Below are 25,167 nucleotides of genomic sequence, written 5' to 3' on the forward strand. Positions count from 1 at the left end.
TTCAGACGCATTTTCGCGAAGCGTGCAGCGGCGCGCGGACAGCGGCGATGCACCTGCGTTCGCGCGGACATGCATGGTCCGGAACGACGACAGGCCCCTCGCGGGGCCTGTCGTGTTCGCTCGGTTGCATTGCGCTCGCGGCTTACTGCACTTTCGTCAACGTGTTCGCCGTGACATGCGGGAACGAGACGACCGTGCCGCCGATCGGGATCTGCAGCGTGATCGTCTGCGTGTACTGCAGCTGCGTGTAGCTCTCGCCGTTGTCGAAGGACTCCAGCCAGTAGTCGAAGTCGTACTGCATGACGTTGGCGTGCTGCTGTTCGTAGCCGATGTTGGTGACGCCACCGCTGCCGTTGCGGCTGCTCATGCCGAGATGGATGAAGTTGCTGCAGGGACGCGCGTCGAGCGCGTTGACCAGCACCTGGTTGGGATTGGCGGTGAGCACGGGCTGCGGATTGCTGACCGGGTCGTCGACGGTGTACTGCTGCGTCGGCACGCCGGACGGCAGAGGATTGGCGACCGGGATCATCGGGATGCCGATGCCGTCGCTGGCGGTGGTGTAGTTGCCCAGGGCGAGGATGGAGTTGCCGTGAGGCACCGAGACCTGCTTGACCAGGTTGAAGCGCTGCGTGGGCGGGACGCTGTTCTCGACGGTGAGCGTGCCGAGGCCGGGCTGGTCGCCGTTGCCGTACGGGCCGAGCGGCTGGGTGGTGTCGAGGATGTACAGCAGCGAACCGTTCTCGGCATGGACGAGGGCGTCCTTGTTCGGGCCTTCGGCGAAATACACGCGCTGCTCGTAGAACAGGGTATAGCAGACCTGCTGGCCGATGCCGCCGCGATTGGGCGCGTTGCCGTGGATCGCGGTGAAGGTGAGTTCCTCGTAGTAGCTGAAGTTCTTGAGGATGTAGCCGCTGGGCGTGCTCGGGTCCTTCTGCGGCAGCGGCATCACGTTGTAGGCGTAGGGGTTGTCGCGTCCGCCGGCATCGGTACCCGGCAGGTTCTGGTTGGTCCAGGTGCCGATGAGGTACTGCAGCGGACCGAGCTGCGCGAGGGGGACGCCCGGCGAGGTCTGCGCGGGATCCTGTGCGAGCGGCTGCGAGAAGTCCGCCGGGGTGTTCGGCGTGAAGTAGGTGGTGACGCTGACGGTGACGCTGCCGCTGTTGTCGGCGAGTCCGGCGCCGTAGGTGCCGGTGAGGTCGTCGTTGATGCACAGTTCCAGCAGGCCGCCGGTGGCGGTGAGTACGCCATACGGGCCATCGCCGATGACGAAGGGCCGCCCGTTGGCGATGCGGCCGACCAGCACGCCCATGTGCGCGCCGGTGACCGGATAGCTGGTCTGGTCGGTTGGCACGATGACATCGGGGCAGCCGTTGGCGTCGTAGAGCTTGCCGCCGTTGGTCTGCGGGTCCGCGGTCCACTGCCCGCTCTGGTAGGCGATGACGACTTCGATGCCCGGCGGCACGTTGACGCCGCTCGATTGCCAGGCCTGCGCGGCCTGGACGGTAACGCTCTGCTGCTGGACGCCCTGCGCGCCCGCGCTGTCCTGAACTGCCGTGTTCATTTCGATGTTCCCCTGTCGGCACGAGTGACCGGATGCGTCGGCATCCGGGGTGATGCACACAATCTAGGCCCGCAACGCGGCGGCGCCGGTATCAGTTCCGTCGCAGATTCCATCGCAGATGGCGGGCGCGCGGCGGCCGGGGCGCAGTGCGCGACGCATCTGCCACAATCCGGGCATGGCAACGGAGACGACATGAGCACCCACGGCCACGCACTGCCCCGGCCCGCGCGCGGCTGCGGCATCGGCCTGCGCGCGCGGCATTTCCGCCACGTGATCGAACAGCGTCCGGCGGTGGACTGGTTCGAGATCATTTCCGAGAACTTCATGGACAGCGAGGGCTGGCCGGCGGAAGCGCTGCGCCGGATCGCCGCACACTATCCGATCGTGCCGCACGGCGTGTCGCTGTCGATCGGATCGAGCGATCCGCTGGATGCCGGCTACCTGCAGCGCCTGCGCCGCCTCGCCGACGAGGTGCGCGCGCCGTGGGTGTCGGACCACCTGTGCTGGACCGGCATCGGCGGGCACAACAGCCACGACCTCCTTCCCCTGCCCTACACGGCGGAAACGCTGGCGCACGTGGTGGATCGCGCGAAGCAGGTGCAGGACGTGCTGGGCCGGCGCCTGCTGCTGGAAAATCCGAGCAGCTACCTTAGTTTCCGCGCGTCGACGATGCACGAGTGGGACTTCCTCGCCGATCTGTCGGAACGCGCGGACTGCGGCCTGCTGCTCGACGTGAACAACGTGTACGTGTGCAGCCGCAATCACGGCTGGGACGCGATCGCCTATCTCGATGCGCTACCGCCGGATCGCGTGGGCCAGATCCATGTCGCGGGACATACCGACCACGGCACGCATTGCATCGACACCCACATCGGCCCGACGCCTTCATCGGTGTGGTCGCTGTATCGCGAGGCGATCCGGCGCTTCGGCGCGGTGCCGACGCTGGTGGAATGGGACGAGGAGATTCCCGACTTCCCGGTGCTGCAGCAGGAAGCGGAGCGTGCGCGCGCGGTGATGGAACGCGATGCGCTGCCCGAACCGCGCGCGGCGCATGCCGGCGACGGCGACGCGGTGTCGAATGCGGTCTCGAATCCGGTGGGCTTCCTGGTGGGCTACGAGGCCGCGACCTCATGAGCCTGTCCGCGCAGCAGGCCTGGCTGTGGCAGGCGATCCTCGCCGGCGGCGCGCAGGATGCGGACGCCACCGTGCATGCCGGCACGCTGCCGCCGCAGGCGCGGCTGGGCATCTACGCCGGCGGCTATCGGCTGCGCCTGCTCGAATGCATGCGCGCGACCTTTCCGCTGCTGCAGGCCGCGCTCGGCGATCGCCTGTTCGACGCCTTCGCGCTGGACTACATCGCCGCGCATCCGTCGCGCAGCCACACGTTGCACGCACTCGGCACAGGCTTCGCCACGCACCTTGCCGCGACGCGTCCCGCACGCAGCGACGCGGACGACGGCGACTGGGCGGATTTCATGATCGCACTGGCCACGTTCGAGCGCGCGCTGTGCGAGGTCTACGACGGACCCGGCGACGAGCATCGCGAGGAAGGCGGCGAGGACGACACGCTGGCGCCGGCACGCAGCCTGCGTCTGCTGACGCTCAGTCATCCCGTGCACGAATGCCTGCGCCGGCATCACACCGGCCAGCCCATCGAAGCGATGCCGGCACGCACCACGCACCTGGCGCTGGCGCGCGTGGCGTATCGCGTGGTGGTGGAAGCAATCAACCCGGTCGAACACGCGATCTTCACGCGCATCCTCCAAGACGGTCTTGCGGCGGGCCTCGCTGATGTCCGCGCGGGTGCCGGCGACGAAGGCCTCGCACTGTGGCTGCAGCGCCAGCAGCGCCGGGGATTGCTGGTCGGCAGGCGCGGCTGAGCGGTACGCAGACCCGCAACACAACGACGGCCCCGTGTCCGGAGCCGTCGTCGTATCGCACGCGGTTTCTTGGATCAGGCCGACATCAGGTCGACGTCGGCGTGATCGCCTCGCGACGCGCCAGGCCGTTGTAGTTCACGCCACCGGGCACCTGCTTCGACTGCGGTTGCGGCAGCGGCTGGGTGATCGGCGTGGTGATCTCCACCGACACGCTGCCGAAGTTGTCGGCCAGGCCCGGGCCGTAGAGATGGTTGATGTCGTCGTTGATGCACAGCTCCAGCAGGCCGCCCGCCGGTGCCGACGACAGACTGATGCCGTCGCCGATCAGGAACGGCGTGCCGCCGGCGATGCGACCGACCAGCGCGCCCATCGCGACGCCGACGATCGGGTAGCCGGTCTGGTCCGCCGGCACGATCACGCCGGGGCAGCCCTTGGCGTCGTACGGCGCACCGCCATTCGTGTCCGGATCGGCCGACCACAGCCCGCTGCAGTGCGACACGGTGAGCGGCTGGCCCTGGGTGACGTTGACTCCGGTGGCCTGCCAGCCCTGCCTGGCCTGCACGCTGCGGGTGACGTCGACGCCGTTCTTCTGCAGCAGCTTGCGCGCTTCGTCCCACACGCCGTCGCCGGGCTGGACCTTGCTGCCTTGCGGCGCGGGCGAACTGAACTTCTGTTGGGTCGAAATCGGCACCTGGCAGCCGCCCAGCCCCTTGCACGAGTTCCAGCCGGGCACCCACTGGTCTTCGATCGGACTGCCGCTGACGGTGTAGCCGCAGCCGCCGCGATGCCTGCAGCTGTTGCCGCCGCTGCAGGTGTGGATGTCGGCGGTGGCGCAGGCGCCGTCGCCGGCCTGCGTGCCCAGGCCGCCCCAGCCCAGGCCCTGGCAGCTGTTGAGGCCCTGGCAGACGTTCATGTCGTCGGGCTGTTCCTCGCGGATCTGCTGGGTGACCTTGTCCCAGTGATACAGGCACAGCGGATCGGCCTGGTCGAACGCGGCCTGCAGCTGGTCGTCGGTGACCCCTGCGACATAGCTGAAGGTGGGCACCTGGCCCCACTGCCACAGCTGCGGAATCAGGTACTTGAACGAGGTCATCACCACGGTGAAGGTGTAGCTGCTGCCGGAATTGGCGGTATCCAGCGGACCGCCGACGGTCATGCCGTTGTTGATGATGTCGAGCGTGCGCGAATACGCGAGGTTGATGCAGTTCTGCAGCGCAGCGGCATCGGCGACCCACGCCGGCCGATCTGGATCGGCCGCGCCGGTGCGGTTGAACACGCTGCGCCCCGCAGGCAACTGGGCGGCGGCGGCTTCGTAGCCGGCGCTCGTCATCATCGCCTTGAGCGCGACGAAGCGTTCGTAATGGCTCACGTTGTCCCAGCGCGCGAAGCGGCTGCCTGCCTTGGGCTGGTACTGCGCCGGCACCTCGCCGTTGCTGCCGTCGTCGCCGGCCTGCAGCACCTTCGCGAGGTTCGGGAACTTGCTGGCGAAGTCGGCGACCACGCCCGCACCCTCGCCCTGGAAGCTCACCGCATTGGCGAGGTGCGCGATGTCGTCGGCGCACTTGACCACGGTGTACTGGTAGCGGCTCTGGAAGGTCAGGTAGTTCATCTGGTCGGGCGCGACCAGCGGGGCCTGCGGCGAGCCGCCGGACAGCACCGGGCCCGGCTGCAGCGGCAGCAGGCCCTCGGCGGCGACCACGATGTCCAGCAGGGTCAGGGTGGCGTGGTACAGCGCCGAGATCGAGTCGTAGACGACCTGGAGGTTCGGCGGCGGGAAGCCGCCCTCGATCGGCGTCTCGATGCCGATCAGCACGTCGAGCACGTTCGGCAGGTTGTCGAAGCCCGTGCCCTTGACGTTGGGCAGATGCGGGACCGGCCCGCTCCAGTCGAACACCGACGGATCCAGGCTCGGATGGAAGCCGGCGGCATTGGCGATGTTGGACGCGCACTGCAGGTGGTACATCTCCTGCACCGCCACCGACAGCGATTTCTGCTGCATCCACCAGAACAGCGGCGTCGAGTCGGTCGCGCTCAACGGGGTCGTGGAGTTGCCCGCTGCGACCGAGAACGAATACGTGGCGGTGAGATACAGCGGGATGGTGTAGAACTCGACCGCGCAGATGGCGTTGAGGTGGGCGTGCAGACAGGAGATGACCTGCTGCGCGTCCTGGAGGTTGCAGGGCGTGGTGGCTGGCGTTGGCGTGCTCATGGGCGATCTCGCATTCCGTTGGACGTGAGGACAGGGGGCCTGGCATTCGTCCCGGCGAATCCAGCCATGGCATGCGCCCCCATCGCATGCCCCGCCTGTGTCGGACCCACCTTCCTTCGACGTCTCCGGCGCACCACCGAGACATCGGCAGCCGGGCATCCTCGACAGCATACGCGGGCGGCGGCGACGGTCGATACGCGCCGCCGGACGCGCATCGCAGGACTCTAATCCCTGGCCCCGGGGTGGCCCGGTATCAGTTGCGGCGCAGTTCGTGCTGCGGTGGCCTGGCTCAGCAGGCCACCGCGTCGCGCGGCTTGATCACGATCCTGATCGGCGTGATGCCCTGCTCGCGCTCGATGCGATCGGCGATGTCCACCATCGCCGCGAGCGTGACGCGGTAGGCATGCATGAAACCGGTCTCCAGCGGGCCGGTCGCGAACAGGAAGCGGAAGGGGTCATCGCGGGTGGCGGACAGGTGGCCGCAGCGCTCGGTCAGCTGTTTGCCGAGCGGGGCATCGTCGAGCACGACCTCGTCCATCGTGGCCAGCAGGGCCATGGCCTGGTCGCGATGCACCTCAACCAGGCGCTTTGCAAGCGGTGCGAAGGTGTCGTCTTCCGGCGACAGGCCCTGGATCATGCGCGCCAGCGAGCGACGCGACACTTCCAGCGCACGCACCTTGGGCCACAGCACGGACAGTCGCTGCAGCAGCGCCCAGGTGGCCGCAGCGGTGGCGTCATCGGCTGCCGCGTCGACCGCATGCTGCATCCGCCGGCCGAACAGGGCGAGGACGCGCAGGCCCAGCTTCGCATCGGCATCGCGTTCGGACAGGCAGTCGAGGTACTCCTGGCGAATCGCGCCGCCGTCGTAGTCCTGGCCATCGGGCAGGCTGAAGTCGATGCCGTGCTCGATCAGCAGCAACCAGAACGCCAGATTGTCGGCACGGTCGCGGCGCTTGCCCAGGCGCGGCCACAACCCCTGCACTTCGGGGCCAAGCCGGCGCAGTTCGTCGACCGACTGCTGCCATCCGATCTGCGCGACGGCCGGGTCGGCGATCTCGTGCGGGCGCAGCGGCATCACGTCGGACAGCAGGCCGTTGCCGTAGCGCATCCACGCGTCCTTGAGGGTCTCGTCGACGCGGTTCAAGCCCCACAGCTTCTGCGCATCGATCATGCGCGTGGGGCTGACCGGCAGCTGCGCGTCCTTGTAATGGAGCATGGTGATCCGTCGCGACAGCGCGCCGAAGTCGGAGAACAGCCCGGCCGCCGGACGGTCGTCGGGAAACAGGCCCGGCGCGCCCAGGCGTTCGGCGTTCTCGATGCGCTCCTGGTCCGCCGGATGCGTATCCCAGTATTCGGTCGTGTGCGCACCCTGCAGTTCGAGCGCGACGGCCTCCCACTCCCGGGCGTCGAAGGACTGCAGGCGCAGCCGGGCCGCATCGGCGAGATCGTCGACGAGGCGGCCCTCCTGCCACGCAGCTGCGTTCTTCATGCGCGACTGGTGCCAGGCCACGATCAGGCCGCGCACGCGGAGGGATATCTCGCGCACCGTGCCACTGCCCGCGACGGTCGCGCCATAGCGGTCGGCATCGAACTCCATCTGCTGCGACAGGCGACGGCTCATGCGGAAACTGAGCACGAACAGGCCGCGCATCAGCAGTCGCGTGCACGACAGGCATGTCAGCAGGATGGCAGGCAGCACCTTGGGCAGGAACTCTTCTTCCTCGTCGATCGTTTCGCGCAGCACGCGGTCCCAGGCATCCTCGACGTAGGCGCGCGAATGCAGCCAGCGGTTGACGGTATTGATCAGGAACGAACAGCGCATGCCGCCCGACTGCGCGAAGTGGCCGAACTCGTGGGCGAGCACGCCCACCAGTTGCCGTGCGTTGAGGCCGGCCACGATCGGCAGGCCGATGGTCAGCACCTTGCGTCCGGTGAACAGGCCGAGCAGGCCACGCTCGAAATGCACCGAGGCATTCACTTCATTGGACAATCGGATCTGCGCGGGCGGGCGGATATTCATCGCTTTGCACAGCGCGCGCACGGCCGCGACGAACTCGGATTCCTTCGCGGCATCGATCGGATACGTGACAGGCGGCGGGCTTCGCGGCGCGAACAGCGGCTTGATCAGGAAGAGCACGAGCATGCCACCCACGATGCCAGGCAGCAGATAGAGCGCGAACACGAGGATCGTGGCCTTGACCGGGACATGGCCGGCCCAGTCGGAGAGCCGCCATTCGGCATAGAACAGGTATTCCAGCCAGACAATGCCCGCGATCAGTCCGAAGTAGATCAGCGGCACCAGCAGGCACAGGGCGGTCACCAGCCACAGGCTGACCAGATAGACCGGCGAGATGCGCGGGCGCCGGATGGAATTGGGCGCGAGTGCCTGCAGCAATCGCGCAGGGCTTGGATTGGCTGCGCTCTCGGCGCCGGCCATGATCGTGGAATCCTGCATGCATCCCCCCCTCAGAGGCGCGCAGGATCGCGAATCCGACTCCCGCGCGCAAGCAGCAAGCCGACGACCGGGCTGTCCTCGGCAGCGCGATCGATCACGCCAACCCGCGCGTCTGCGCCATCAGCCGCGTCAGCCCAAGCAACGCATCGGTGTGCGGCGTGGGCACACCGAGACGGTGGCCGATCTCGCCGACCGCGCCGACCAGCGCATCGAGTTCCAGCCGGCGACCGGCATCGGCGTCCTGCAGCATCGAGGTGCGGAAGGCGCCGAGCCTGCGCGTCACTGCGTGGCGTTCCTCGGGTGTCTGCTCGATCGGGCAGCCGATGCGTGCGCCGATCTCCGCCGCTTCGCGCATGACGGCGCTGACGAAAGCGCGGACGAGGTCGTCGTCGAGAATGCGATCCGTGGTCGCGCCGGTGAGCGCGGAGATCGGATTCATCGTCATGTTGCCCCAGAGCTTGTACCAGATGTCGTTCTGGATCCGCGGCGACAGCGTGACGTTGAAACCCGACTGCACGAAGGATTCGGCAATGCGCTGCAGGATCGGCGACATGCCGCCGGCCGGCTCGCCGAGGATCAGGCCCATGCCCATGACGTGGCGCACATGACCGGGCGCTTTCACCGCGCAGCTGGCGTGCACGACCGAACCGATGACGCGATCGGCCGGGATGCGCCGCGCGATTTCGCCACCGGGATCGACCGCATCCAGATGCAGGCCCGCGCACGGACCGTCGAGGCGTTCGAAGAACCACCACGGCACGCCATTCATCGCGACCAGCACGCGCGCATCGGCATCGCAGGCTGCGAGCCATGTCTCGACCACCGGCGCGACCTCGCGCAGCGACGGCCCCTTCACCGCAAGCACGATCAGATCCTGCGGACCGAGGTCGTCGATGCGGTCGCTCGCCTGCACCGGCACGACCATGCGCGCCTCGCCGCTGTCCAGGCGCAGCCCGTGCGCGCGCAGGGCATCGCGCGTGGCGCCGCGCGCATATGCGGACACCCGCACCGCATCGGCACCGAGGCGGTGCCCGAGGAACCCGGCGATCCAGCCACCGATGGCGCCCATGCCCACCACGCCGATCCTGAGCATCGCCTTCTCCGTCACGCACGAAAGTCCGCAGTGTATTCGTGCGTTCGTCCGACCGTCATGGCCTTTGCGCGTGTCGGCACAACCCGATGTCATCAGAGCGGCGGACGAAACGCAAACGCCCCGCACAGGGCGGGGCGTTCGTTTGCGATCAGAGTGGGCAGCGTGTTCGCCCCCACCCCGGCCCTCCCCCGCAAGCGGAGGAGGGAGAGGAGCGATCAACGACGCATCGAAGCGAAGAACTCGTCGTTCGACTTGGTGGTCTTCATCTTGTCGAGCAGGAATTCCATCGCGGCGATTTCGTCCATGCCGTGCAGGAGCTTGCGCAGGATCCAGATTTTCTGCAGCAGGTCCGGCTCGATCAGCAGGTCCTCGCGGCGGGTGCCGCTGAGGTTGACCGCGATCGCCGGGTAGACGCGCTTCTCGGTGATGCGGCGGTCGAGGTGGATTTCGCTGTTGCCGGTGCCCTTGAACTCTTCGTAGATCACCTTGTCCATCGCGCTGCCGGTATCGATCAGGGCGGTGGCGATGATGGTGAGCGAGCCGCCTTCCTCGACATTGCGCGCGGCGCCGAAGAAGCGCTTCGGACGATGCAGCGCGTTGGCGTCGACACCGCCGGTCAGCACCTTGCCGGAGCTGGGCACGACGTTGTTGTAGGCGCGGGCGAGGCGGGTGATCGAGTCGAGCAGGATCACCACATCCTTCTTGTGCTCGACCAGGCGCTTGGCGCGTTCGATCACCATTTCCGCGACCTGCACGTGGCGGGCGGCGGGCTCGTCGAAGGTGGAGCTGACCACTTCGCCGCGCACGGTGCGCTGCATTTCGGTCACTTCTTCCGGGCGTTCGTCGACGAGAAGCACGATCAGGTGCACGTCCGGATGGTTGTAGGTAATCGCGCTGGCGATCTGCTGCATCATCATCGTCTTGCCCGCCTTCGGCGGCGAGACGATCAGCGAGCGCTGGCCCTTGCCCTGCGGGGCCATGAGGTCGAGGATGCGGCCGGTGATGTCTTCGGTCGAACCGTCGCCGCGTTCCAGGCGGAAGCGCTTGCGCGGGAACAGCGGGGTGAGGTTCTCGAACAGGTTCTTGTTCTTCGACGCCTCCGGCGGCTCGCCGTTGATCGTGTCGACCACGGCCAGCGCGAAGTAGCGTTCGCCGTCCTTCGGCCAGCGGATCTTGCCGGCGATGTAGTCGCCGGTGCGCAGGTTGAAGCGGCGGATCTGGCTGGGCGAGATATAGGTGTCGTCCGGGCCGGCCAGATAGCTCGCCTCGTGGGCGCGCAGGAAGCCGTAGCCGTCGGGCAGGATTTCCAGCACGCCGTCGGCGGCGACGCCCTCGCCGTGGCGGGTGAGCACCTTCAGCACGGCGAAGATCACGTCCTGCTTGCGCGCGCGGGCGACGCCTTCCTGGATGTTCAGCTGCTCGGCGATGTCCAGCAGCTTGGGCGCCGGCATGCGCTTGAGGTCGCTGAGCGAATATTGCGGGAAGCCTTCGGGCACGGCCGGCTGCGGGCGCGGCTGGAACTGCTGCTGTTGCGGCGCGTACTCGCCGCCGCCCTCGGCCTCGCCTTCGCCCTGCTGGTCGCGGTTGCGGAAGCGGTCGCGACGATTGCGGAAGCGGTCGCGGCGATTGAAACGATTGTCGCCGCCGCCCTGCTGGCCGCGCTGGCCATCGTTGCGGGCTTCGCCGCCGTCGTTCTGGCCACCGGACACCTGGGCCTGAGAGACATTCTGGGGCGGGTTCTGCGCGGCAGGCGCATCGGACTGCGGCCGGGGGGCCGGAGGCGGCGCGGAGAATTCGGGAGCCGGTGCTGCGGGCGCAGGCGCGGCGGGAGCTGGGGCTGGTGCGGGCGCCGGGGCCGGCGCGGGTGCAGGCGATGCTGCGGGCGGATCGACCGGCCTGGGCGCCTCGGGCAGCGGAATGCTGGTCTGGACGGCGGCGGTCTTGGTCGCGCGCGGCTTGCGCACGCGCTTCTCGGCGGTTTCGCCGGATTCGGGGGTCTTGTCGGACAAGCGGAGATCCTCGCGTCTGCGAGCGCCCGCAGTGCGCGGACGGTGTCAGGAGTGGGTGGTCGGAATCGAGCGAGAGGGCGCCATGGGCGCGTCGGTTCGCCAGAAACTAGCACCGGAGAGGCCCGGCGGCAAGCGGCGGGGCGCCGCCATTCATGTCCGCCCGGGCAGCGGACAGGCGGTGCGGGCAGGTGCCCGCATCGCCGGGAGCGCGCGGATCAGAGCGCCTTTTCGATCAGCTGGGCCAGCTGCGGCTTGCCGACGGCGCCGATCTGGGTGCCGTGGACCTGGCCGTCCTTGAATGTCAGCAGCATCGGGATGCTGCGGGCGTTGAAGCGCATGCCGAGCTTCTGGTGCTCCTGGATGTCGACCTTGACGATCTTGGCGCGGCCTTCGTATTCGTCGGCGAGCTGGTCGAGCAGCGGCGCGATCATCTTGCAGGGGGCGCACCAGGGGGCCCAGAAATCGACCAGGACCGGCACGTCCGACTGCAGGACGTGGGCATCGAAATCGGCTTCTGTGGCATGGATGATCTTGTCGCTCACTTTCGGTCTCCGGGGGGAAGCTGCTTGCGGACGCGGGGGTCCGGTGGGGAGGCGGGGGCAAAGACGGGCTCCGGCCGGGTCGCGGGCGGAGAGGCCTCGGGCTGCTACACTGCGGGCTCGCATCGCCGGCTTCAAGGGCCACGCCCCGGGCCGAGCGCCACGTCCGAGTCAATGCGCAGAGGCCGGCAGTCTGCTGCCCCGCGCCTCCGCACGCAAGCACGCAGCAGGCATCCCGCCGCCGCGTCGTCCCGCCTCCAACGCCAGAAGCATGAGCGACAAGCCCCTAACCGACATCACCTTTTCTTCCTTCGAGCTGCATCCGGCCCTGCTGGCCGGGCTCGAAGCCGCCGGGTTCACCCGCTGCACCCCGATCCAGGCGCTGACCCTGCCGGTCACCCTGCCCGGCCGCGATGTCGCCGGCCAGGCCCAGACCGGCACCGGCAAGACGCTCGCGTTCCTGGTGACCGTGGTGAACCGCCTGCTCAGCCGCCCGGCCCTGGCCGAGCGCAAGCCCGAGGACCCGCGCGCCCTGATCCTGGCGCCGACCCGCGAGCTGGCGATCCAGATCCACAAGGACGCGGTCAAGTTCTGCTCGGACCTGGGGCTGAAGTTCGCCCTGGTCTACGGCGGCGTGGACTACGACAAGCAGCGCGCGCTGCTGCAGGCCGGCGCCGACGTGATCATCGCCACGCCCGGCCGGCTGATCGACTACGTCAAGCAGCACAAGGTGGTCAGCCTGCACGCCTGCGAGGTATGCGTGCTGGACGAGGCGGACCGCATGTTCGACCTCGGCTTCATCAAGGACATCCGCTTCCTGCTGCGCCGCATGCCCGAGCGCACCACGCGCCAGACCCTGCTGTTCAGCGCCACCCTCAGCCATCGCGTGCTGGAGCTGGCCTACGAACACATGAACGAACCCGAGAAGATCGTGGTCGAGGCGGAGTTCATCACCGCCGCCAGGGTCCGGCAGAAGATCTACTACCCCGCCGACGACGAGAAGATCCCGCTGCTGCTGGGCCTGCTCTCGCGCAGCGAGGGCGCGCGGACCATGGTGTTCGTGAACACCAAGGCCTTCGTCGAGCGCGTGGCCCGTGCGCTGGAGCGCGCCGGCTACCGCGTCGGCGTGCTCAGCGGCGACGTGCCGCAGAAGAAGCGCGAATCGCTGCTGAAGAAGTTCCAGGCCGGCCAGCTCGAACTGCTGGTGGCCACCGACGTGGCCGCGCGCGGTCTGCACATCGACGGCGTCAGCCACGTCTACAACTACGACCTGCCGTTCGATGCCGAGGACTACGTGCACCGCATCGGCCGCACCGCGCGTCTGGGCGCGGAGGGCGACGCGATCAGCTTCGCCTGCGAGCGCTACGCGATGAGCCTGCCGGACATCGAGGCCTACATCGAGCAGAAGATCCCGTCCGAGCCGGTCACCCGCGAGCTGCTGACCGCCCTGCCTCGCCCCGAGCGCGAGCGCCCGGCCGTGGTCGAAGGCGAGGACGGCGAGAGCGACGACAGCATCACCACGATCTTCCGCGAAGCCCGCGAACAGCGTGCGGCCGACGACGCCAAGCGCGGCGGTGGCCGCAGCGGCAGCAGTCGCGGTGGCCCGGGCGGCCGCAGCGGTGGCCGAGGCGAGCGTTCCGGCGGTCCACGCCGCGAAGGCAGCCGCAGCGAGGGTGGCAGCGGCGAACGTCGCGAACGTACCCCGCGCCCGCCGCGCGATCCCGCGCAGGCCCCGACGCAGACGCCCGCATCCGCACCCGATGCCGTACCCGCCGTGCAAGCGTCCGGCCTGCCGGGCGCCGAGGGCGAACGCGGCCCGCGCAAGCGTCGTCGCCGTCGTGGCGGCAAGCGCATCGACGGTGCCGAAGGCGACACCGCGCAAAATCCGGTCACCCAGGCCGTGCGCGCGCTGGAAACCCCCGCGCCGGTCGCGGTCAAGCCCACGACCGAAGGCAAGCCCTCGCTGATCTCGCGCATCGGCAGCAAGCTCAAGTCGCTGGTGACCCGGGCGCCGAGTTCGCGGCATTGAAGCATGCCCACCAATGCTGGCGACACGGCGATCTGCGGAAGAGATAGCCGATTGCATTGGTTGCGTGCGGAACTGACTCGCCAGATCGAAAGTCCACGATCCACTTGCGTAACGAGAAAGGAGATCCTTGGCTGGTTTTTGCGTTACGGCCAGTCATCAGGCTTTTCCCGGGATGAACTGCTGTCCTGTCTGAAACATGACGAACAGCTCCTCGGCATTGCCGAAGACTTGGGAGAGGTGGACATTCTGGCCGGAAAGCCACCTCCGGCCTTCTCGCTCGGGCAATCGGTCGAAGTCGTTCTCAACGGGCGCAATACGACGTATCGCCAGGGATTGATCGGCGAAATGCGCTGGCACTTCAAGGACGGCATCTGGCATTACTGGATCGTCGAAAACGGAAGACGCGTTTCGAAGCGTTATGAAGACCGCGATCTGAGGCCAACCGACCTGCATCCCGGCGCGTAACCGGGAAGCGGCCCTTCGACAGCATTCGATCCTTGCATTTCGTCGGCTTGGTACCACCATCGCCACCCGCTAAGCTGTCCGCATGACCGTCCTCCGCTTCGACAACGTCAGCAAGCAGTACCCCGGCGGGCAGCAGGCGCTGACCGACATGAGTTTCTCGGTGAACCCGGGCGAGATGCTGTTCGTGACCGGGCACTCCGGCGCGGGCAAGAGCACGCTGCTCAAACTCATCCACCTGGCCGAGCGGCCGACGCGCGGCGCGGTGCTGTTCGGCGCACGCAACCTGCGCAACGTGTCCGGGCGCGGCGTGGCGATGCACCGGCGCGAGGTCGGCGTGGTCTACCAGGATCACCGCCTGCTGACCGACCGCAGCGTGGCCGAGAACGTGGGCCTGCCGCTGGTGCTGCGCGGCGTGCGCCGCGACGAGATCCGCAAGCGCGTGCGCAGCGTGCTGGACCGGGTGAGCCTGGGCACGCGCGCCGACGCGCTGCCGACCCAGCTGTCGGCCGGCGAGCAGCAGCGCGTGGGCATCGCCCGCGCCCTGATCGGCGAGCCCGCGCTGCTGGTGGCGGACGAACCCACCGGTAACCTCGATCCCACCCTCTCGGCCGAGATCATGACCCTGTTCGCCGGCCTGCCCGAGCGCGGCACCAGCGTGCTGGTGGCCAGCCACGACCTGGGCCTGGTCAAGCGCATGAAGAAGCGTGTGCTGGTCCTGGACCACGGCCGCCTCGTCGACGACATCTCGCCGGAGGAACTGGCCGATGGCTAAGCCCAATGCCAGGCCGGGCGCCGCCGGTGCCACCGCCGCGAAGCCTCGCTCCGCCGTCGCCGCGTGGTTCGACCACCACCTGCAGAGCCTGGTCGCCAGCCTCGGCCGGATGCTGCGCAAGCCGTGGGCGACCTTGCTCACGGTCGGCGTGATGGCGGTCGCGCTGGCCCTGCCGCTGGGGCTGTGGCTGGTGCTGGAGAACGTGGCCCGCCTCGGCGGGACCGTGGAGCAATCGCGCGAGGTCGCGGTGTTCCTGAAACAGGGCATCGACCCGGCGCGGGTCGACACCCTCGCGACCACGCTGCGCGCACGCGCCGACGTGGCCTCGGTCACCCTGCGCACGCCCGAACAGGGCCTGGCCAGCCTGCGCGAGGCCAGCACCGGCGTGTATGCCGACGCCATCGCCGCCGTCGACGAGAACCCGCTGCCGCACGTGCTGGTGGTGCGCCCGCGCGGCGACGAACGGACTCTCGCCGACGCGCTGCAGGCCCTGCCCGAGACCGATTTCGTGCAGCACGACGCGATCTGGCGCGACCGCCTCGACCGCTGGCTGGGCTTCGGCGCACGCCTGGCCTGGGTGCTGGCCGCGCTGCTCGGCCTCGGCGCCCTGCTGGTGGTCGGCAACACGGTGCGCCTGGACATCCAGTCGCGACGCGAGGAGATCGCGGTGCTGCAATCGCTGGGCGCCACCGACGGCTTCATCCGCCGCCCCTTCCTCTATCTCGGTGCCGCCTACGGCCTGACCGCCGGCGCGCTGGCACTGGGCCTGCTCACCGCCGCCGAATTCGCGCTGCGCCAGCCGCTGCGCGCCCTGGCCGAGAGCTACGGCAGCCGCTTCGCGCTGGGCGGCGTGGACCCGCTGCAGGCCGGACTTGTGCTGGTCGTCGCAGCCGCACTCGGATGGCTGGGCGCCGGCGTGGTCACCGGGCATTTTCTGCGTCAGACTAGAGCCTGAAGCGCCCGAGCGCGTCCCCAGCCGGTTCCACGCCCCATGCCCAAGGCTCCCCGCGACGTCCGTCACATCACCACCGACACCCCGCGGGTGATGGTGGTCGACGGCTCGAAACTGGTGCGCAAGCTGATCGGCGACGTGCTGAAGGCCGACCTGCCCGGCGTCGAAGTGGTCGGCTGCGCCGGCCTCGCCGAGGCCGAGGCCGCGCTGGCGGCGGGCCCGTTCGACCTGGTCACCACCTCGCTCGCCTTGCCCGACGGCGACGGCATGCAGCTGGCCCGCCAGGTGCGCGCCAGCGCCGGCCAGCGCTACGTGCCGGTGATCGTGGTCTCCGGCGATGCGCAGAACCATCTCGAATCGCGCCGGTTCACCGAAGACGTCACCGACTACTTCGACAAGGCCAACGGCTACCCGGCCCTCGCCGCCTTCCTGCGCGGCTATATCCAGCCGCAGGCCATCCCCGATGCCCGCGTGCTGTACGTCGAGGACAGCGTCACCGTGGCGATGGCCACCCGGCGCATGCTGCAGGCGCACGACATCACCGTGATGCACATGAGCCGCGGCGACGACGCCCTCGCCTACCTGCGCGAGCAGGCCGGCATGGACGACATCGGCGCCGACCTGGTGCTGACCGACGTGACCCTGGACGGTGAGGTCAGCGGCCTGGACCTGCTGCGCGTGATCCGCAACGAGCTCGGCTACGGCAAGCGCCGTCTGCCGGTGCTGGTGATGACCGGCGACGGCAACCGCGACAAGCAGTCCAACCTCCTCCGCGAAGGCGCCAACGACCTGGTGCTCAAGCCGATCGAGGAGCGCATGCTGATCACCAAGACCTTCTTCCAGCTGCGCATGGCGAAGCTGCCGGAACACTCGGCGGCGGGCTGACGGCCGCTGCCACCGTACGGGCAGGCACGCGGACCGAATCGCGCGACAATGGCCGACAACGCCCCGCCCAGTCCCTGACGTCATGGCCGACGACGACCGCATCAAACTCGACCCTTCCTGGAAATGCCGCATCGGCGACTACCTCCAGCGCGAGGACATGGCCGCACTGGGCAACTTCCTGCGCCAGCGCAAGGCGCAGGGCGTGCGCATCTACCCGCCCGGCGCGCAGATCTTCGCCGCGTTCAACGCCACGCCCTTCGATGCGGTGAAGGTGGTGATCCTCGGCCAGGACCCCTATCACGGCGCGGGCCAGGCCCACGGGCTGTGCTTCTCGGTGCGGCCCGGCGTGATCGTGCCGCCGTCGCTGGACAACATCTTCAAGGAAATCGAGCGCGACCTCGGCATCCGTCGTCCCGACCACGGCTGCCTCACGCCATGGGCCGAGCGCGGCGTGCTGCTGCTCAACTCGGTCCTGACCGTCGAGGACGGCCGCGCCGGCGCGCACCAGGGCAAGGGCTGGGAAGGCTTCACCGACCACGTGGTCGACGTGCTGAATCGCGAGTGCGAGGGCCTGGTCTTCCTGCTCTGGGGCAGCTACGCGCAGGCCAAGGGCAAGGTCATCGATCCGCAGCGCCACCGCGTGCTCAAGGCGCCGCATCCGTCTCCGCTGTCGGCGCATCGCGGCTTCCTCGGCTGCGGGCATTTCTCCTCGACCAACGAGTATCTGCAGCGTCGCGGCAAGGCACCGATCGACTGGTCGCTGCCGCCGCGCGCGGAACTGGTCGAAACCGCCTGATCCACCTTTGTAGAGCGGAGCTTGCTCCGCTCATGCGTTTCATGCGTTCACGGGAAAAGCGAGCGGAGCAAGCTCCGCCCTACAGGGCGCGGGCATCACAAGCGGATGCGCACACCCATCCGCCGCATCGCGACGACGATGCACCACCACGTCGCGACGAACGCCAGCGCGAACAGCAGCGACGGCAGGCGCGGATCGGTGCCGGGCGGCATCGGCGCGACGAACAATATGCGATACAGCCATTCGCCCCAGCCCAATGCGGCCGAGGCGTAGACCGCGATCGCGGAGCCGGCATACGCGGCGATGGCGTTGATGCCAAACGCATGGCCGAGCGGCGGCCAGCGCTTCACGTCGAACAGCTGGTGGCAGGCGAATATCGCGAGCATCGCCCAGCCCGCGGTCCACAGCACGTAGCTCGGCGACCACAGATGTTTGTTCATCGGCTGCCACTGCGCGCACAGCCAGCCTAGCGGCAGCAGCACGAGAGCTGCGACGAGCAGATGCTGTGCACGCCCCGCACGCAGCCATGCACCTGCGAACAGACCGAGCAAGGTCGTCACGATCGCAGGCACGGTGCTCAGCAAACCTTCGGGATCGTGCCCGCGTCCGCTGACGGCATCGAACTGGTAGACCATCGGCCCGAGCAGGGCGGTATCGACACGACTCACCGGATTGTCGAACGGCGCGATGCCGCCCCAGGCGAGCAATGCCGCGTAGCCCGCGAGCGAGGCGATGCACAGCATCCACTGCATGCGTGGACGCAGGTGGATCGCGCACAGCGCCACGATCGCAAAGCACAGGCCGATGCGCTGCAGCACGCCCCAGGGCCGGAAGAACTCGCGATCCAGCCACCACCAGGCAAGCAGATGCAAGGCGAGCCCGAGCGCGACGATGCGCGCCGCCCGCCACAGCGCCGCACGCGTCAATGCGCCATGCTCGTCGCCGGCCTCGACGCGAGGCACGAGGCCCAGCGCGACCGACACGCCGACCACGAACAGGAACATCGGGAAGATCAGATCGGTCGGCGTGCAGCCATACCATTCCGCATGCAGCAGGGGCGGATACACGTGCGACCAGTCGCCGGGATTGTTCACCAGCAGCATCGCCGCAACGGTCAGTCCGCGCAGCGCGTCGACGGAAACGAAACGCTGTGCCGCCGTCATGTCATCCGCCGTGTCGGATCGACGCGCCGTCGATCCACGTCTCGACCACCTGCAATTCCTCGTCGAGCAGCACGAGATCGGCGCGATAGCCTGGCGCGATGCGGCCGTGGCGATCGCCCAGATCGATCCACTCTGCGGCGTATGTGGACGCCATGCGTGCGGCTTCTTCAAGCGGCACGTCCAGCCATTTGACCGTATTGCGCACCGCGCTGGCCATGTCGAGCACGGAACCGGCGAGAGCACCTTCGGCATTGCGCAGCACGCCATCGCGCACGCTGATGGTGTCGCCGTAGAGGACGTATGAAGGATCGTCCGCGCCGACCGGCGGCATCGCATCGGTGACCAGCACCAGCTTGCCGCGCGGCTTCGCGGCGAGCGCGACACGCAGCGACGCAGGATGCACGTGGTGGCCGTCGACGATGATCCCGCACCAGCTGTCGCGATCTTCCAGCGCCGCGCCGACCACGCCCGGCGCGCGGCCCTGGATCGGCGTCATCGCGTTGTAGAGATGCGTGAAACCGCGAACGCCGGCATCGAGACCGGCGCGCGTCTGTTCGTACGTCGCGGCCGTGTGTCCCGCGCAGAGCACGACACCACGCGCGGCGAACGCACGCAGCGTCGCATCGGGCACGCAATCGGGCGCGAGCGTGAGCATCGTGACGCCGTTGTCGAGCGAGGACGCGAGCGCGACCTCCTCCTCGTCCGGCACGCGGAACTTGCCGGCATCGTGCGTGCCCTTGCGCGCGGCGGCGAGGTAGGGCCCTTCGAGATGAAGGCCGAGGATGCCCGGCACGCCGATCTCGATCGCTTCACGCACGGCCGCGATGGCTGCGCGCATCACCGCGACATCGTCGCTGATCAACGTCGGCAGCAGGCCGGTGGTGCCGAAGCGGCGATGCGCCTCGGCGATGCGCCGCAGGGCGTCGACCGTCGACGCATTGTTGAACAGCACGCCACCGCCGCCGTTGACCTGCACGTCGATGAAACCGGGCAGTAGCGTCTTTCCGCCGAGATCACGCAGTTCGCAATCCGGCGGCAGCGCGGTCTCATCGCAGACCATCGTGATTCGACCGTCCTCGATCACCACCGCGAGGCCTTCGCGCAGCGATTCGCCGGCAAGCACGCGGGCGTTGACCAGTGCGATACGGCTCATGCGAGGTATCCGCGCATGCTGTTCACACCGTCTCCGTCACCTTGTTGAGGTGCGGCGGTACGTCGGGATTGAAGCCGCGACGCAGGGCCAGCGCGTTGATCGCGCGATAGAAGCTCTGCACGGTGAGCAGGGGCGCGCAGGCCGGATGCGAGAGGCCCAGCGGCAGTCGCACGCCCGGCGCGGCATCCTGAGATGAGGCCACCCACACCTGCGCGCCGCGCTCGCGGAACTCGCGCGCCATCGCCAGCGTACCGGCGCCGGTCTCGTCCGGCTGCGCGAAACAGAGCACCGGGAATCCGGGTCCGACCAGCGCCATCGGTCCGTGCTTCACTTCGGCCGAGCTGTAGGCTTCCGCATGCAGGCCGCAGGTTTCCTTGAACTTCAGCGCCGCTTCCTGCGCCGCGCCGAGGCCGAGACCGCGACCGAGCACGAACAGGTTGCGCGCATCGACCAAGCCATCGGTGAGCGACGACCAGTCGGCACACCAGGCATCGCGCAGCGCATCGGGCAGTGCGGCCAGCGCGTCGTGCAACGCGCCGTCGCCGCGCCAGTGCGCGACCAGCTGCAGCACCGCCGACAGCGAGGCGAGATAGCTCTTGGTCGCGGCTACGCTGCGTTCCGCACCGGCGCACAGCGGCAGCGTCACGTCGGCCAGCTGCGCCAGCGGCGAATCCTCCGCGTTGACCAGCGCGACCACGCGCGCACCCGACTCGCGGGCGGCCTCGGCATTGCGCAGCAGGTCGGGACTCTTGCCCGACTGCGAGATCGCGACGAACAGCGCGCCGCGCAGGTTCGGACGCGCCGCATACACCGAATGCACCGACGGCGACAGCGACGCGGTGACCACGCCGAGTTGCGTCTCGAACAGGTATTTCGCGTAGGTCGCGGCGTGATCGGAACTGCCTCGCGCGCAGGTCGCGATGAACGCCGGCGGCGATGCGCGCAGTTCGGCAGCGAGTGCGGCGACCGCATCGGCGTTGCGACGGAACTGGGTCGCGACGACCTCGGCCGCCTGCGCCGCCTCGGTGTGCATCAGGGTGGATTCGGGCGCGGGTTCGGCGATCGAGGGAGCGATGGAGCCGTCGATGGGTGCGTTCACGTGTGGGTGTCGGGGTCGTGGGGGCGAGGGAAAAATGTGCGTCAACCGCCGCCGTCGTCGCGGTCGGGCGTGCGTTCTGGCAGGCGCTCGGCCTGGCGTTCCTGCGCGCGGTCGCGGCGCATCGGCGCGGTCGAGCCACGCACCACCAGCTGCGGCGCGAAGCCCTGGTTGTGCATGGCGATGGGATGTTCGTCGTAGGCGTCCTGGCGAATGCCGGCGATCAACAGGCGCGCGGCCTGACGCGCGATGTCCTCGGTCGCCTGCTTCGCGGTGGTCAGCGGCGGCCACGACTGGCGCGAGAACGGGCTGTCCTCGAAGCCGGCGATCGAGAGATCGTAGGGCACGTTCATGCCGGCCGAAGTCGCAGCGGCGAGCACGCCGGCCGCAATCTCGTCATTGGAGCCGAAGATCGCGGTCGGCGGTTCGCGCAGCGCGAGCAGGCGGCGCGCACCGCGGAAACCGTCGTCGAAGGTGTAATCGCCGGGAATCACCAAATGCTTGTCGAGGGTGATGCCGTAGTCCTGCAGCGCCTGCTCGTAGCCGGCGAAACGTTCGGTACTGGACTTGTGCGCCAGTCCACCCCAGAGGAAGCCGATGCGGGTGTGGCCCAGCTGGATCAGGTGTTCGGTGATCTCGTACGCGGCATCGCGGTCGTCGACATAGACGCAGGGATGGCCGTCGTCGGGGTCTTCGGTCGCGGCGATGATCCGCACCAGCGATACGTCGCGCGCCGCCAGCGCCTGCACCAGCTCCTCGTTCTCCGACATCGGTGCGGTCAGCACGAGGCCGGCGAGGCGCGAGCGCTTCACGAATTCGATCAGCTCCTCGGCCAGCAGCGGCGAGGTCGCGTCGCAGGGATGGATCTGCAGGCCGAAGCCGGTTTCCCGGCAGGCGGCGAGCACGCCGTTCTGCACGCCGATGATGTGGTACGCGTTCGGGTTGTCGTAGACCAGGCCGATCACGAACGGCGTGCCGCTGCGCAGGTTGCGCGCGGTGACGTCAGGCTCGTAGCCGAGTTCGGAGATCGCATGCAGCACCCGCGCGCGGGTGCCCTGCATCACCGAGGTTTCGTTGTTGATCACGCGCGACACGGTCTTCAACGAGACCTGTGCGCGTTCGGCGACGTCTTTGATGGTGGGTCTGCGCATGCTGCTGTTCTTCGCTGGCGTTGTTTCAGCCGTACATTCGGATGGGCATGTCAGCCGTTGCTGCCGGCTGGCCGTTCGATCGCGGTGGCCGATGCAGGCGCCGCAGCGGTCGCCTCGCGGGCGACCGGAGCCTCGGCGCGCTGGCTGCGCCACGCGAAGTACAGAATGTACACGTAGCACGGGACCATCAGCAGCAGAAACACCCACTGGAAGTCGTAGTGCTGCTTCAACTCGGCGAACAGGCGCGGGATGATCGCGCCACCCACGATCCCCATGACCAGGATCGCCGAGCCGAGTTCGGTATGACGACCGAGGCCACGGATCGCCAGCGGGAAGATCGCCGGCCACATCATCGCGTTGGCGAAGCCCAGCGCCGCGACCAGCGCCACCGACACGTAGCCGGTGGTGAGGAAAGCGCCGATGGTGAACACGATGCCGAGCACCGCCGACACGAACAGGTAGCGCTCCTGCGAGATGAAGCGCGGGATGATGACCAGGCCGACCACGTAGCCGACCAGCATCGCGCCCAGCGTGAACGAGGTGAAGAACTTGGTCTGGTCCAGCGGCAGGTCGAATCCGCGCCCGTAGGTGCCGATGGCATCGCCCGCCATCACTTCGGCGCCGACGTACGCGAAGATGCACAGCGCGCCCAGCCACAGCTGCGGGAACTGCCAGAGGCTGCGCCGATCGTCCTCGCCCGCGCCGCGTGCGGCATTGACCTCGGCGGCCTTGATTTCCGGCAGCGGCGAGAACAGCACGCCGACCGCGAGCAGGGCCAGCAGGCCCGCCATCGCCAGGTAGGGCGCATGGATCTTCGCCGCGAAGTCGTTGAGCAGTTGTTCGCGCGTCGCCGGATCGGCGGCCTCGACCTGGGTCGACAGGTCGCCGATGCCCTGCATCACCAGCGCACCGATCGCCAGCGGCGCGAGGATGCCGGCGATCTTGTTGCAGATGCCCATCACCGCGATGCGCTGCGCCGCGCTCTCGATCGGGCCGAGGATGCTGATGTAGGGATTCACCGCCGTCTGCAGCAGGGCCAGGCCCGCGCCGATCACGAACAGGCCGCCCAGCGCGCCCGGATACCAGCGCTGGGTGGTGAACTCGCCGAACAGCGCCGCGCCCACCGCCATGGTGAACAGGCCGATGGCCATGCCCTTCTTCATCCCCGTGCGCTTGAGGATCCAGGACGAGGGGATCGCCAGGAAGAAGTAGGACAGGAAGAACACGGTGAGGATCAGGAAGGCGTTGACCTCGTCGAGGTCGAAGGCCAGCTGGGCGAAGGTGATCAGCGGCCCGTTGAGCCAGGTGACGAAGCCGAAGATGAAGAACAGCGCGCCGATGATGGCGATCGACGTGGTGTGGCGGACTGCGGTCATGTCGTGCGGACTCCGTGAGGCGGGTCGTCGTGGCGCATCCGGCGGCGACCGGACAGTGGCGGACGGCGGCGATAGGGGGCAGCGACCGTGCGGCGGCCTGCAAACGAGGCAGTACCGGGCCCGCAGGCGAAAACAACGTTGTCACAACTTTCGCGCAAAAACCACTCCCCACTGCGAATCCTTTGGAAAATACGGGGGCGAATGGCACGAGAAACGTGTGTGCACTGCAACATGACCTGTTTTCATGCGGTTCGGTGAACCCCGGATTTGATCGCAAATCTGCAATCAATTCGCGATCCGCTTGTCGATTGATCGCATGGGCGCACACATTGCGGCCGGACCAGGCGAGCGTTGGGCTGTTTTGTTGACAACGTTGTCAAGAGATGGCCACACTCCGCCGAACCCGACCCCCACGGTCGCCCCCGACACAAGGACCTGCTGTGGCCAACCCCAAGCCGACGACGGTGCTTCCTCTGAACGCGACCACGCGTCCGTTCATTGCCGCCGACGTCGGAGGCACACACGTACGCATCGGCCTGATCCGTCCCGCCGGTGCGGGCGCACCGATCAGCGTGCTGCACTACCGCAAATACACTTGCGCCGACCATCCCTCGCCCGCCGAGATCTTCGAGGACTTCCTCACCCGTCTCGACGACGGCGTGCAGGTCGACGAGGCGGTGATCGCCAGCGCAGGCCATCTGCTCGAAGACGGCTCGCTGATCGCGGCCAACCTGCCCTGGCCCTTGGTGCCCGCCGCACTGCGCGAACGCCTCGGCTTCCGCGAACTGCGCGTGGTCAACGATTTCGAAGCCGTGGCGCACGCCATCGCCGAAGTCGATCCGCGCGAGGCCGTGCTGCTCACCGGCCCGGTCGACGCACCGGCATCGGGGCCGATCCTCGTGCTCGGCCCGGGCACCGGTCTCGGCGCCGCGCTGTCGGTGCAGAGCGAAGGCCGCAGCCTCGTGCTGCCCACCGAGGCCGGCCAGGCCGCGCTCACGCCCGGCAACGCCGTGGAAATGGCGCTGCTGGCCGAACTGATGAAGCAGCGCAGCCATGTGCCGGTCGAATCGGCGCTCTCCGGGCCGGGGCTGATGAACCTGCACGCCGCGCTGTGCGAGATCCGCGGCGAAACGCAGCGTTACCGGCATCCGGGCGAGATCACCCGCGCCGCACTCGCCGGCGAGGATGCGCTGGCACGCGAAACCCTCGACATCTTCTGCGGCCTGCTCGGCAGCGTCGTTGGCGACATGGCCCTGCTCTACGGCGCCACCGGCGGCGTCTACCTCGCCGGCGGCATCCTGCCGCAGATCAGCGACTTCCTCCTTCACTCCGGCTTCGTCGCGCGGTTCCTCGACAAGGGACCGATGCGCGCGGCGCTGGAACGCATTCCCGTGCGGCTGGTCGAGCACGGTCAACTGGGCGTGATCGGCGCGGCGAACTGGTACCTCCACCAGCGCGAAGCGCGGCGGATCGCGTCCGGATAACGCGTCCGGACGCATGTCCGGACCAGGATCGACAGCTCGGGACAGGATGTCCGGAACAACAAACAAGGTCACCCAGCAAGGTCACCCAGCAAGGCCACC

At 68.4% G+C, this 25,167-nt stretch carries 19 protein-coding genes and 1 pseudogene; 9 read left to right on the forward strand and 11 right to left on the reverse strand.

All coding sequences use genetic code 11. The features are described 5' to 3' along the window. Positions 1 to 142 precede the first annotated feature (142 nt). Positions 143 to 1,561 carry a heme-binding protein gene (locus ACFQ0E_RS03100; protein WP_386822232.1) on the reverse strand — a complete coding sequence of 473 codons (1,419 nt, stop codon included), beginning with the start codon at positions 1,559 to 1,561 and terminating at the stop codon, positions 143 to 145. 192 nt (positions 1,562 to 1,753) lie between these two features. On the opposite strand from ACFQ0E_RS03100, the gene bufB reads away from it, so the two are divergent. Beyond that, positions 1,754 to 2,695, forward strand: coding sequence for an MNIO family bufferin maturase (gene bufB, locus ACFQ0E_RS03105; protein ID WP_386822233.1), 942 nt, complete (start codon positions 1,754 to 1,756; stop codon positions 2,693 to 2,695). Continuing rightward, entirely contained in the window at positions 2,692 to 3,441 is a 750-nt protein-coding gene (locus tag ACFQ0E_RS03110; protein WP_386822234.1) for an HvfC/BufC family peptide modification chaperone, read from the forward strand. Before bufB ends, ACFQ0E_RS03110 begins: the two co-directional genes overlap by 4 nt. Before the next feature lie 85 nt (positions 3,442 to 3,526). Here the strand turns inward: ACFQ0E_RS03110 and ACFQ0E_RS03115 are convergent, their stop codons facing one another. The 5 genes from ACFQ0E_RS03115 to trxA form a co-directional block, all read right to left on the reverse strand. After that, positions 3,527 to 5,650 carry a ferritin-like domain-containing protein gene (locus ACFQ0E_RS03115; protein ID WP_386822235.1) on the reverse strand — a complete coding sequence of 708 codons (2,124 nt, stop codon included), beginning with the start codon at positions 5,648 to 5,650 and terminating at the stop codon, positions 3,527 to 3,529. Positions 5,651 to 5,939: 289 nt separating this feature from the next. Further along, the gene (locus ACFQ0E_RS03120) at positions 5,940 to 8,105 is read right to left on the reverse strand and encodes a M48 family metallopeptidase (protein ID WP_386822236.1); all 2,166 of its coding nucleotides are present in this window, start codon (positions 8,103 to 8,105) and stop codon (positions 5,940 to 5,942) included. 94 nt (positions 8,106 to 8,199) lie between these two features. Continuing rightward, entirely contained in the window at positions 8,200 to 9,198 is a 999-nt protein-coding gene (locus ACFQ0E_RS03125) for a 2-dehydropantoate 2-reductase (protein ID WP_386822237.1), read from the reverse strand. 215 nt (positions 9,199 to 9,413) lie between these two features. Continuing rightward, entirely contained in the window at positions 9,414 to 11,207 is a 1,794-nt protein-coding gene (gene rho, locus ACFQ0E_RS03130; RefSeq protein ID WP_386822238.1) for a transcription termination factor Rho, read from the reverse strand. 215 nt (positions 11,208 to 11,422) lie between these two features. After that, positions 11,423 to 11,749 carry a thioredoxin gene (gene trxA / locus ACFQ0E_RS03135; protein WP_137853303.1) on the reverse strand — a complete coding sequence of 109 codons (327 nt, stop codon included), beginning with the start codon at positions 11,747 to 11,749 and terminating at the stop codon, positions 11,423 to 11,425. A 268-nt stretch (positions 11,750 to 12,017) separates the two neighbouring features. On the opposite strand from trxA, the gene rhlB reads away from it, so the two are divergent. The 6 genes from rhlB (at position 12,018) to ung (ending at position 17,645) form a co-directional block, all read left to right on the forward strand. Beyond that, positions 12,018 to 13,775 (forward strand): ATP-dependent RNA helicase RhlB, encoded by a 1,758-nt coding sequence (gene rhlB / locus ACFQ0E_RS03140; RefSeq protein ID WP_386822239.1) that lies wholly within the window; start codon positions 12,018 to 12,020, stop codon positions 13,773 to 13,775. Between the two features lie 3 nt (positions 13,776 to 13,778). Next, positions 13,779 to 14,240, forward strand: a complete 462-nt coding sequence (locus ACFQ0E_RS03145; protein ID WP_386822240.1) for a hypothetical protein — start codon at positions 13,779 to 13,781, stop codon at positions 14,238 to 14,240. 82 nt (positions 14,241 to 14,322) lie between these two features. Next, positions 14,323 to 15,012 (forward strand): cell division ATP-binding protein FtsE, encoded by a 690-nt coding sequence (ftsE, locus tag ACFQ0E_RS03150; protein WP_386822241.1) that lies wholly within the window; start codon positions 14,323 to 14,325, stop codon positions 15,010 to 15,012. Further along, positions 15,005 to 15,967 (forward strand): permease-like cell division protein FtsX, encoded by a 963-nt coding sequence (ftsX, locus tag ACFQ0E_RS03155; RefSeq protein WP_386822242.1) that lies wholly within the window; start codon positions 15,005 to 15,007, stop codon positions 15,965 to 15,967. Before ftsE ends, ftsX begins: the two co-directional genes overlap by 8 nt. 36 nt (positions 15,968 to 16,003) lie before the next feature. Further along, positions 16,004 to 16,849: a response regulator gene (locus ACFQ0E_RS03160; RefSeq protein ID WP_386822243.1), complete on the forward strand. Its 846-nt coding sequence runs from the start codon at positions 16,004 to 16,006 to the stop codon at positions 16,847 to 16,849. An 82-nt stretch (positions 16,850 to 16,931) separates the two neighbouring features. Then, entirely contained in the window at positions 16,932 to 17,645 is a 714-nt protein-coding gene (gene ung / locus ACFQ0E_RS03165) for a uracil-DNA glycosylase (RefSeq protein WP_386822244.1), read from the forward strand. A 95-nt stretch (positions 17,646 to 17,740) separates the two neighbouring features. Here ung and ACFQ0E_RS03170 read toward each other — a convergent pair whose 3' ends face one another. The 5 genes and pseudogenes from ACFQ0E_RS03170 to ACFQ0E_RS03190 all read right to left on the reverse strand — a co-directional run. Continuing rightward, a complete protein-coding gene (locus ACFQ0E_RS03170; protein WP_386822245.1) occupies positions 17,741 to 18,808 on the reverse strand; it encodes an acyltransferase family protein in 1,068 nt (355 codons plus the stop codon). Between the two features lies 1 nt (position 18,809). Then, positions 18,810 to 19,961 (reverse strand): N-acetylglucosamine-6-phosphate deacetylase, encoded by a 1,152-nt coding sequence (gene nagA, locus ACFQ0E_RS03175; RefSeq protein ID WP_386822246.1) that lies wholly within the window; start codon positions 19,959 to 19,961, stop codon positions 18,810 to 18,812. A 22-nt stretch (positions 19,962 to 19,983) separates the two neighbouring features. Further along, positions 19,984 to 20,994, reverse strand: coding sequence for an SIS domain-containing protein (locus tag ACFQ0E_RS03180; RefSeq protein WP_386824013.1), 1,011 nt, complete (start codon positions 20,992 to 20,994; stop codon positions 19,984 to 19,986). Positions 20,995 to 21,101: 107 nt separating this feature from the next. Beyond that, positions 21,102 to 22,208, reverse strand: coding sequence for a LacI family DNA-binding transcriptional regulator (locus ACFQ0E_RS03185; protein ID WP_386822247.1), 1,107 nt, complete (start codon positions 22,206 to 22,208; stop codon positions 21,102 to 21,104). Between the two features lie 125 nt (positions 22,209 to 22,333). After that, positions 22,334 to 23,584, reverse strand: a pseudogene (locus ACFQ0E_RS03190) (sugar MFS transporter); the annotation flags it as partial. Between the two features lie 440 nt (positions 23,585 to 24,024). Here ACFQ0E_RS03190 and ACFQ0E_RS03195 point away from each other — a divergent pair. Continuing rightward, entirely contained in the window at positions 24,025 to 25,068 is a 1,044-nt protein-coding gene (locus tag ACFQ0E_RS03195; RefSeq protein ID WP_386822248.1) for a glucokinase, read from the forward strand. The last annotated feature ends 99 nt before the right edge of the window (positions 25,069 to 25,167 follow it).

It is taken from the genome of Lysobacter brunescens (assembly GCF_042677005.1).
Taxonomy (GTDB): domain Bacteria; phylum Pseudomonadota; class Gammaproteobacteria; order Xanthomonadales; family Xanthomonadaceae; genus Lysobacter_I; species Lysobacter_I brunescens.

Coding starts and splice junctions, on each gene's coding strand:
- ACFQ0E_RS03100 (WP_386822232.1), bottom strand. CDS start 1,561: ATGAACACGGCAGTTCAGGACAGCGCGGGCGCGCAGGGCGTCCAGCAG.
- bufB (WP_386822233.1), top strand. CDS start 1,754: ATGAGCACCCACGGCCACGCACTGCCCCGGCCCGCGCGCGGCTGCGGC.
- ACFQ0E_RS03110 (WP_386822234.1), top strand. CDS start 2,692: ATGAGCCTGTCCGCGCAGCAGGCCTGGCTGTGGCAGGCGATCCTCGCC.
- ACFQ0E_RS03115 (WP_386822235.1), bottom strand. CDS start 5,650: ATGAGCACGCCAACGCCAGCCACCACGCCCTGCAACCTCCAGGACGCG.
- ACFQ0E_RS03120 (WP_386822236.1), bottom strand. CDS start 8,105: ATGCAGGATTCCACGATCATGGCCGGCGCCGAGAGCGCAGCCAATCCA.
- ACFQ0E_RS03125 (WP_386822237.1), bottom strand. CDS start 9,198: ATGCTCAGGATCGGCGTGGTGGGCATGGGCGCCATCGGTGGCTGGATC.
- rhlB (WP_386822239.1), top strand. CDS start 12,018: ATGAGCGACAAGCCCCTAACCGACATCACCTTTTCTTCCTTCGAGCTG.
- ACFQ0E_RS03145 (WP_386822240.1), top strand. CDS start 13,779: ATGCCCACCAATGCTGGCGACACGGCGATCTGCGGAAGAGATAGCCGA.
- ftsE (WP_386822241.1), top strand. CDS start 14,323: ATGACCGTCCTCCGCTTCGACAACGTCAGCAAGCAGTACCCCGGCGGG.
- ftsX (WP_386822242.1), top strand. CDS start 15,005: ATGGCTAAGCCCAATGCCAGGCCGGGCGCCGCCGGTGCCACCGCCGCG.
- ACFQ0E_RS03160 (WP_386822243.1), top strand. CDS start 16,004: ATGCCCAAGGCTCCCCGCGACGTCCGTCACATCACCACCGACACCCCG.
- ung (WP_386822244.1), top strand. CDS start 16,932: ATGGCCGACGACGACCGCATCAAACTCGACCCTTCCTGGAAATGCCGC.
- ACFQ0E_RS03170 (WP_386822245.1), bottom strand. CDS start 18,808: ATGACGGCGGCACAGCGTTTCGTTTCCGTCGACGCGCTGCGCGGACTG.
- nagA (WP_386822246.1), bottom strand. CDS start 19,961: ATGAGCCGTATCGCACTGGTCAACGCCCGCGTGCTTGCCGGCGAATCG.
- ACFQ0E_RS03180 (WP_386824013.1), bottom strand. CDS start 20,994: ATGCACACCGAGGCGGCGCAGGCGGCCGAGGTCGTCGCGACCCAGTTC.
- ACFQ0E_RS03185 (WP_386822247.1), bottom strand. CDS start 22,208: ATGCGCAGACCCACCATCAAAGACGTCGCCGAACGCGCACAGGTCTCG.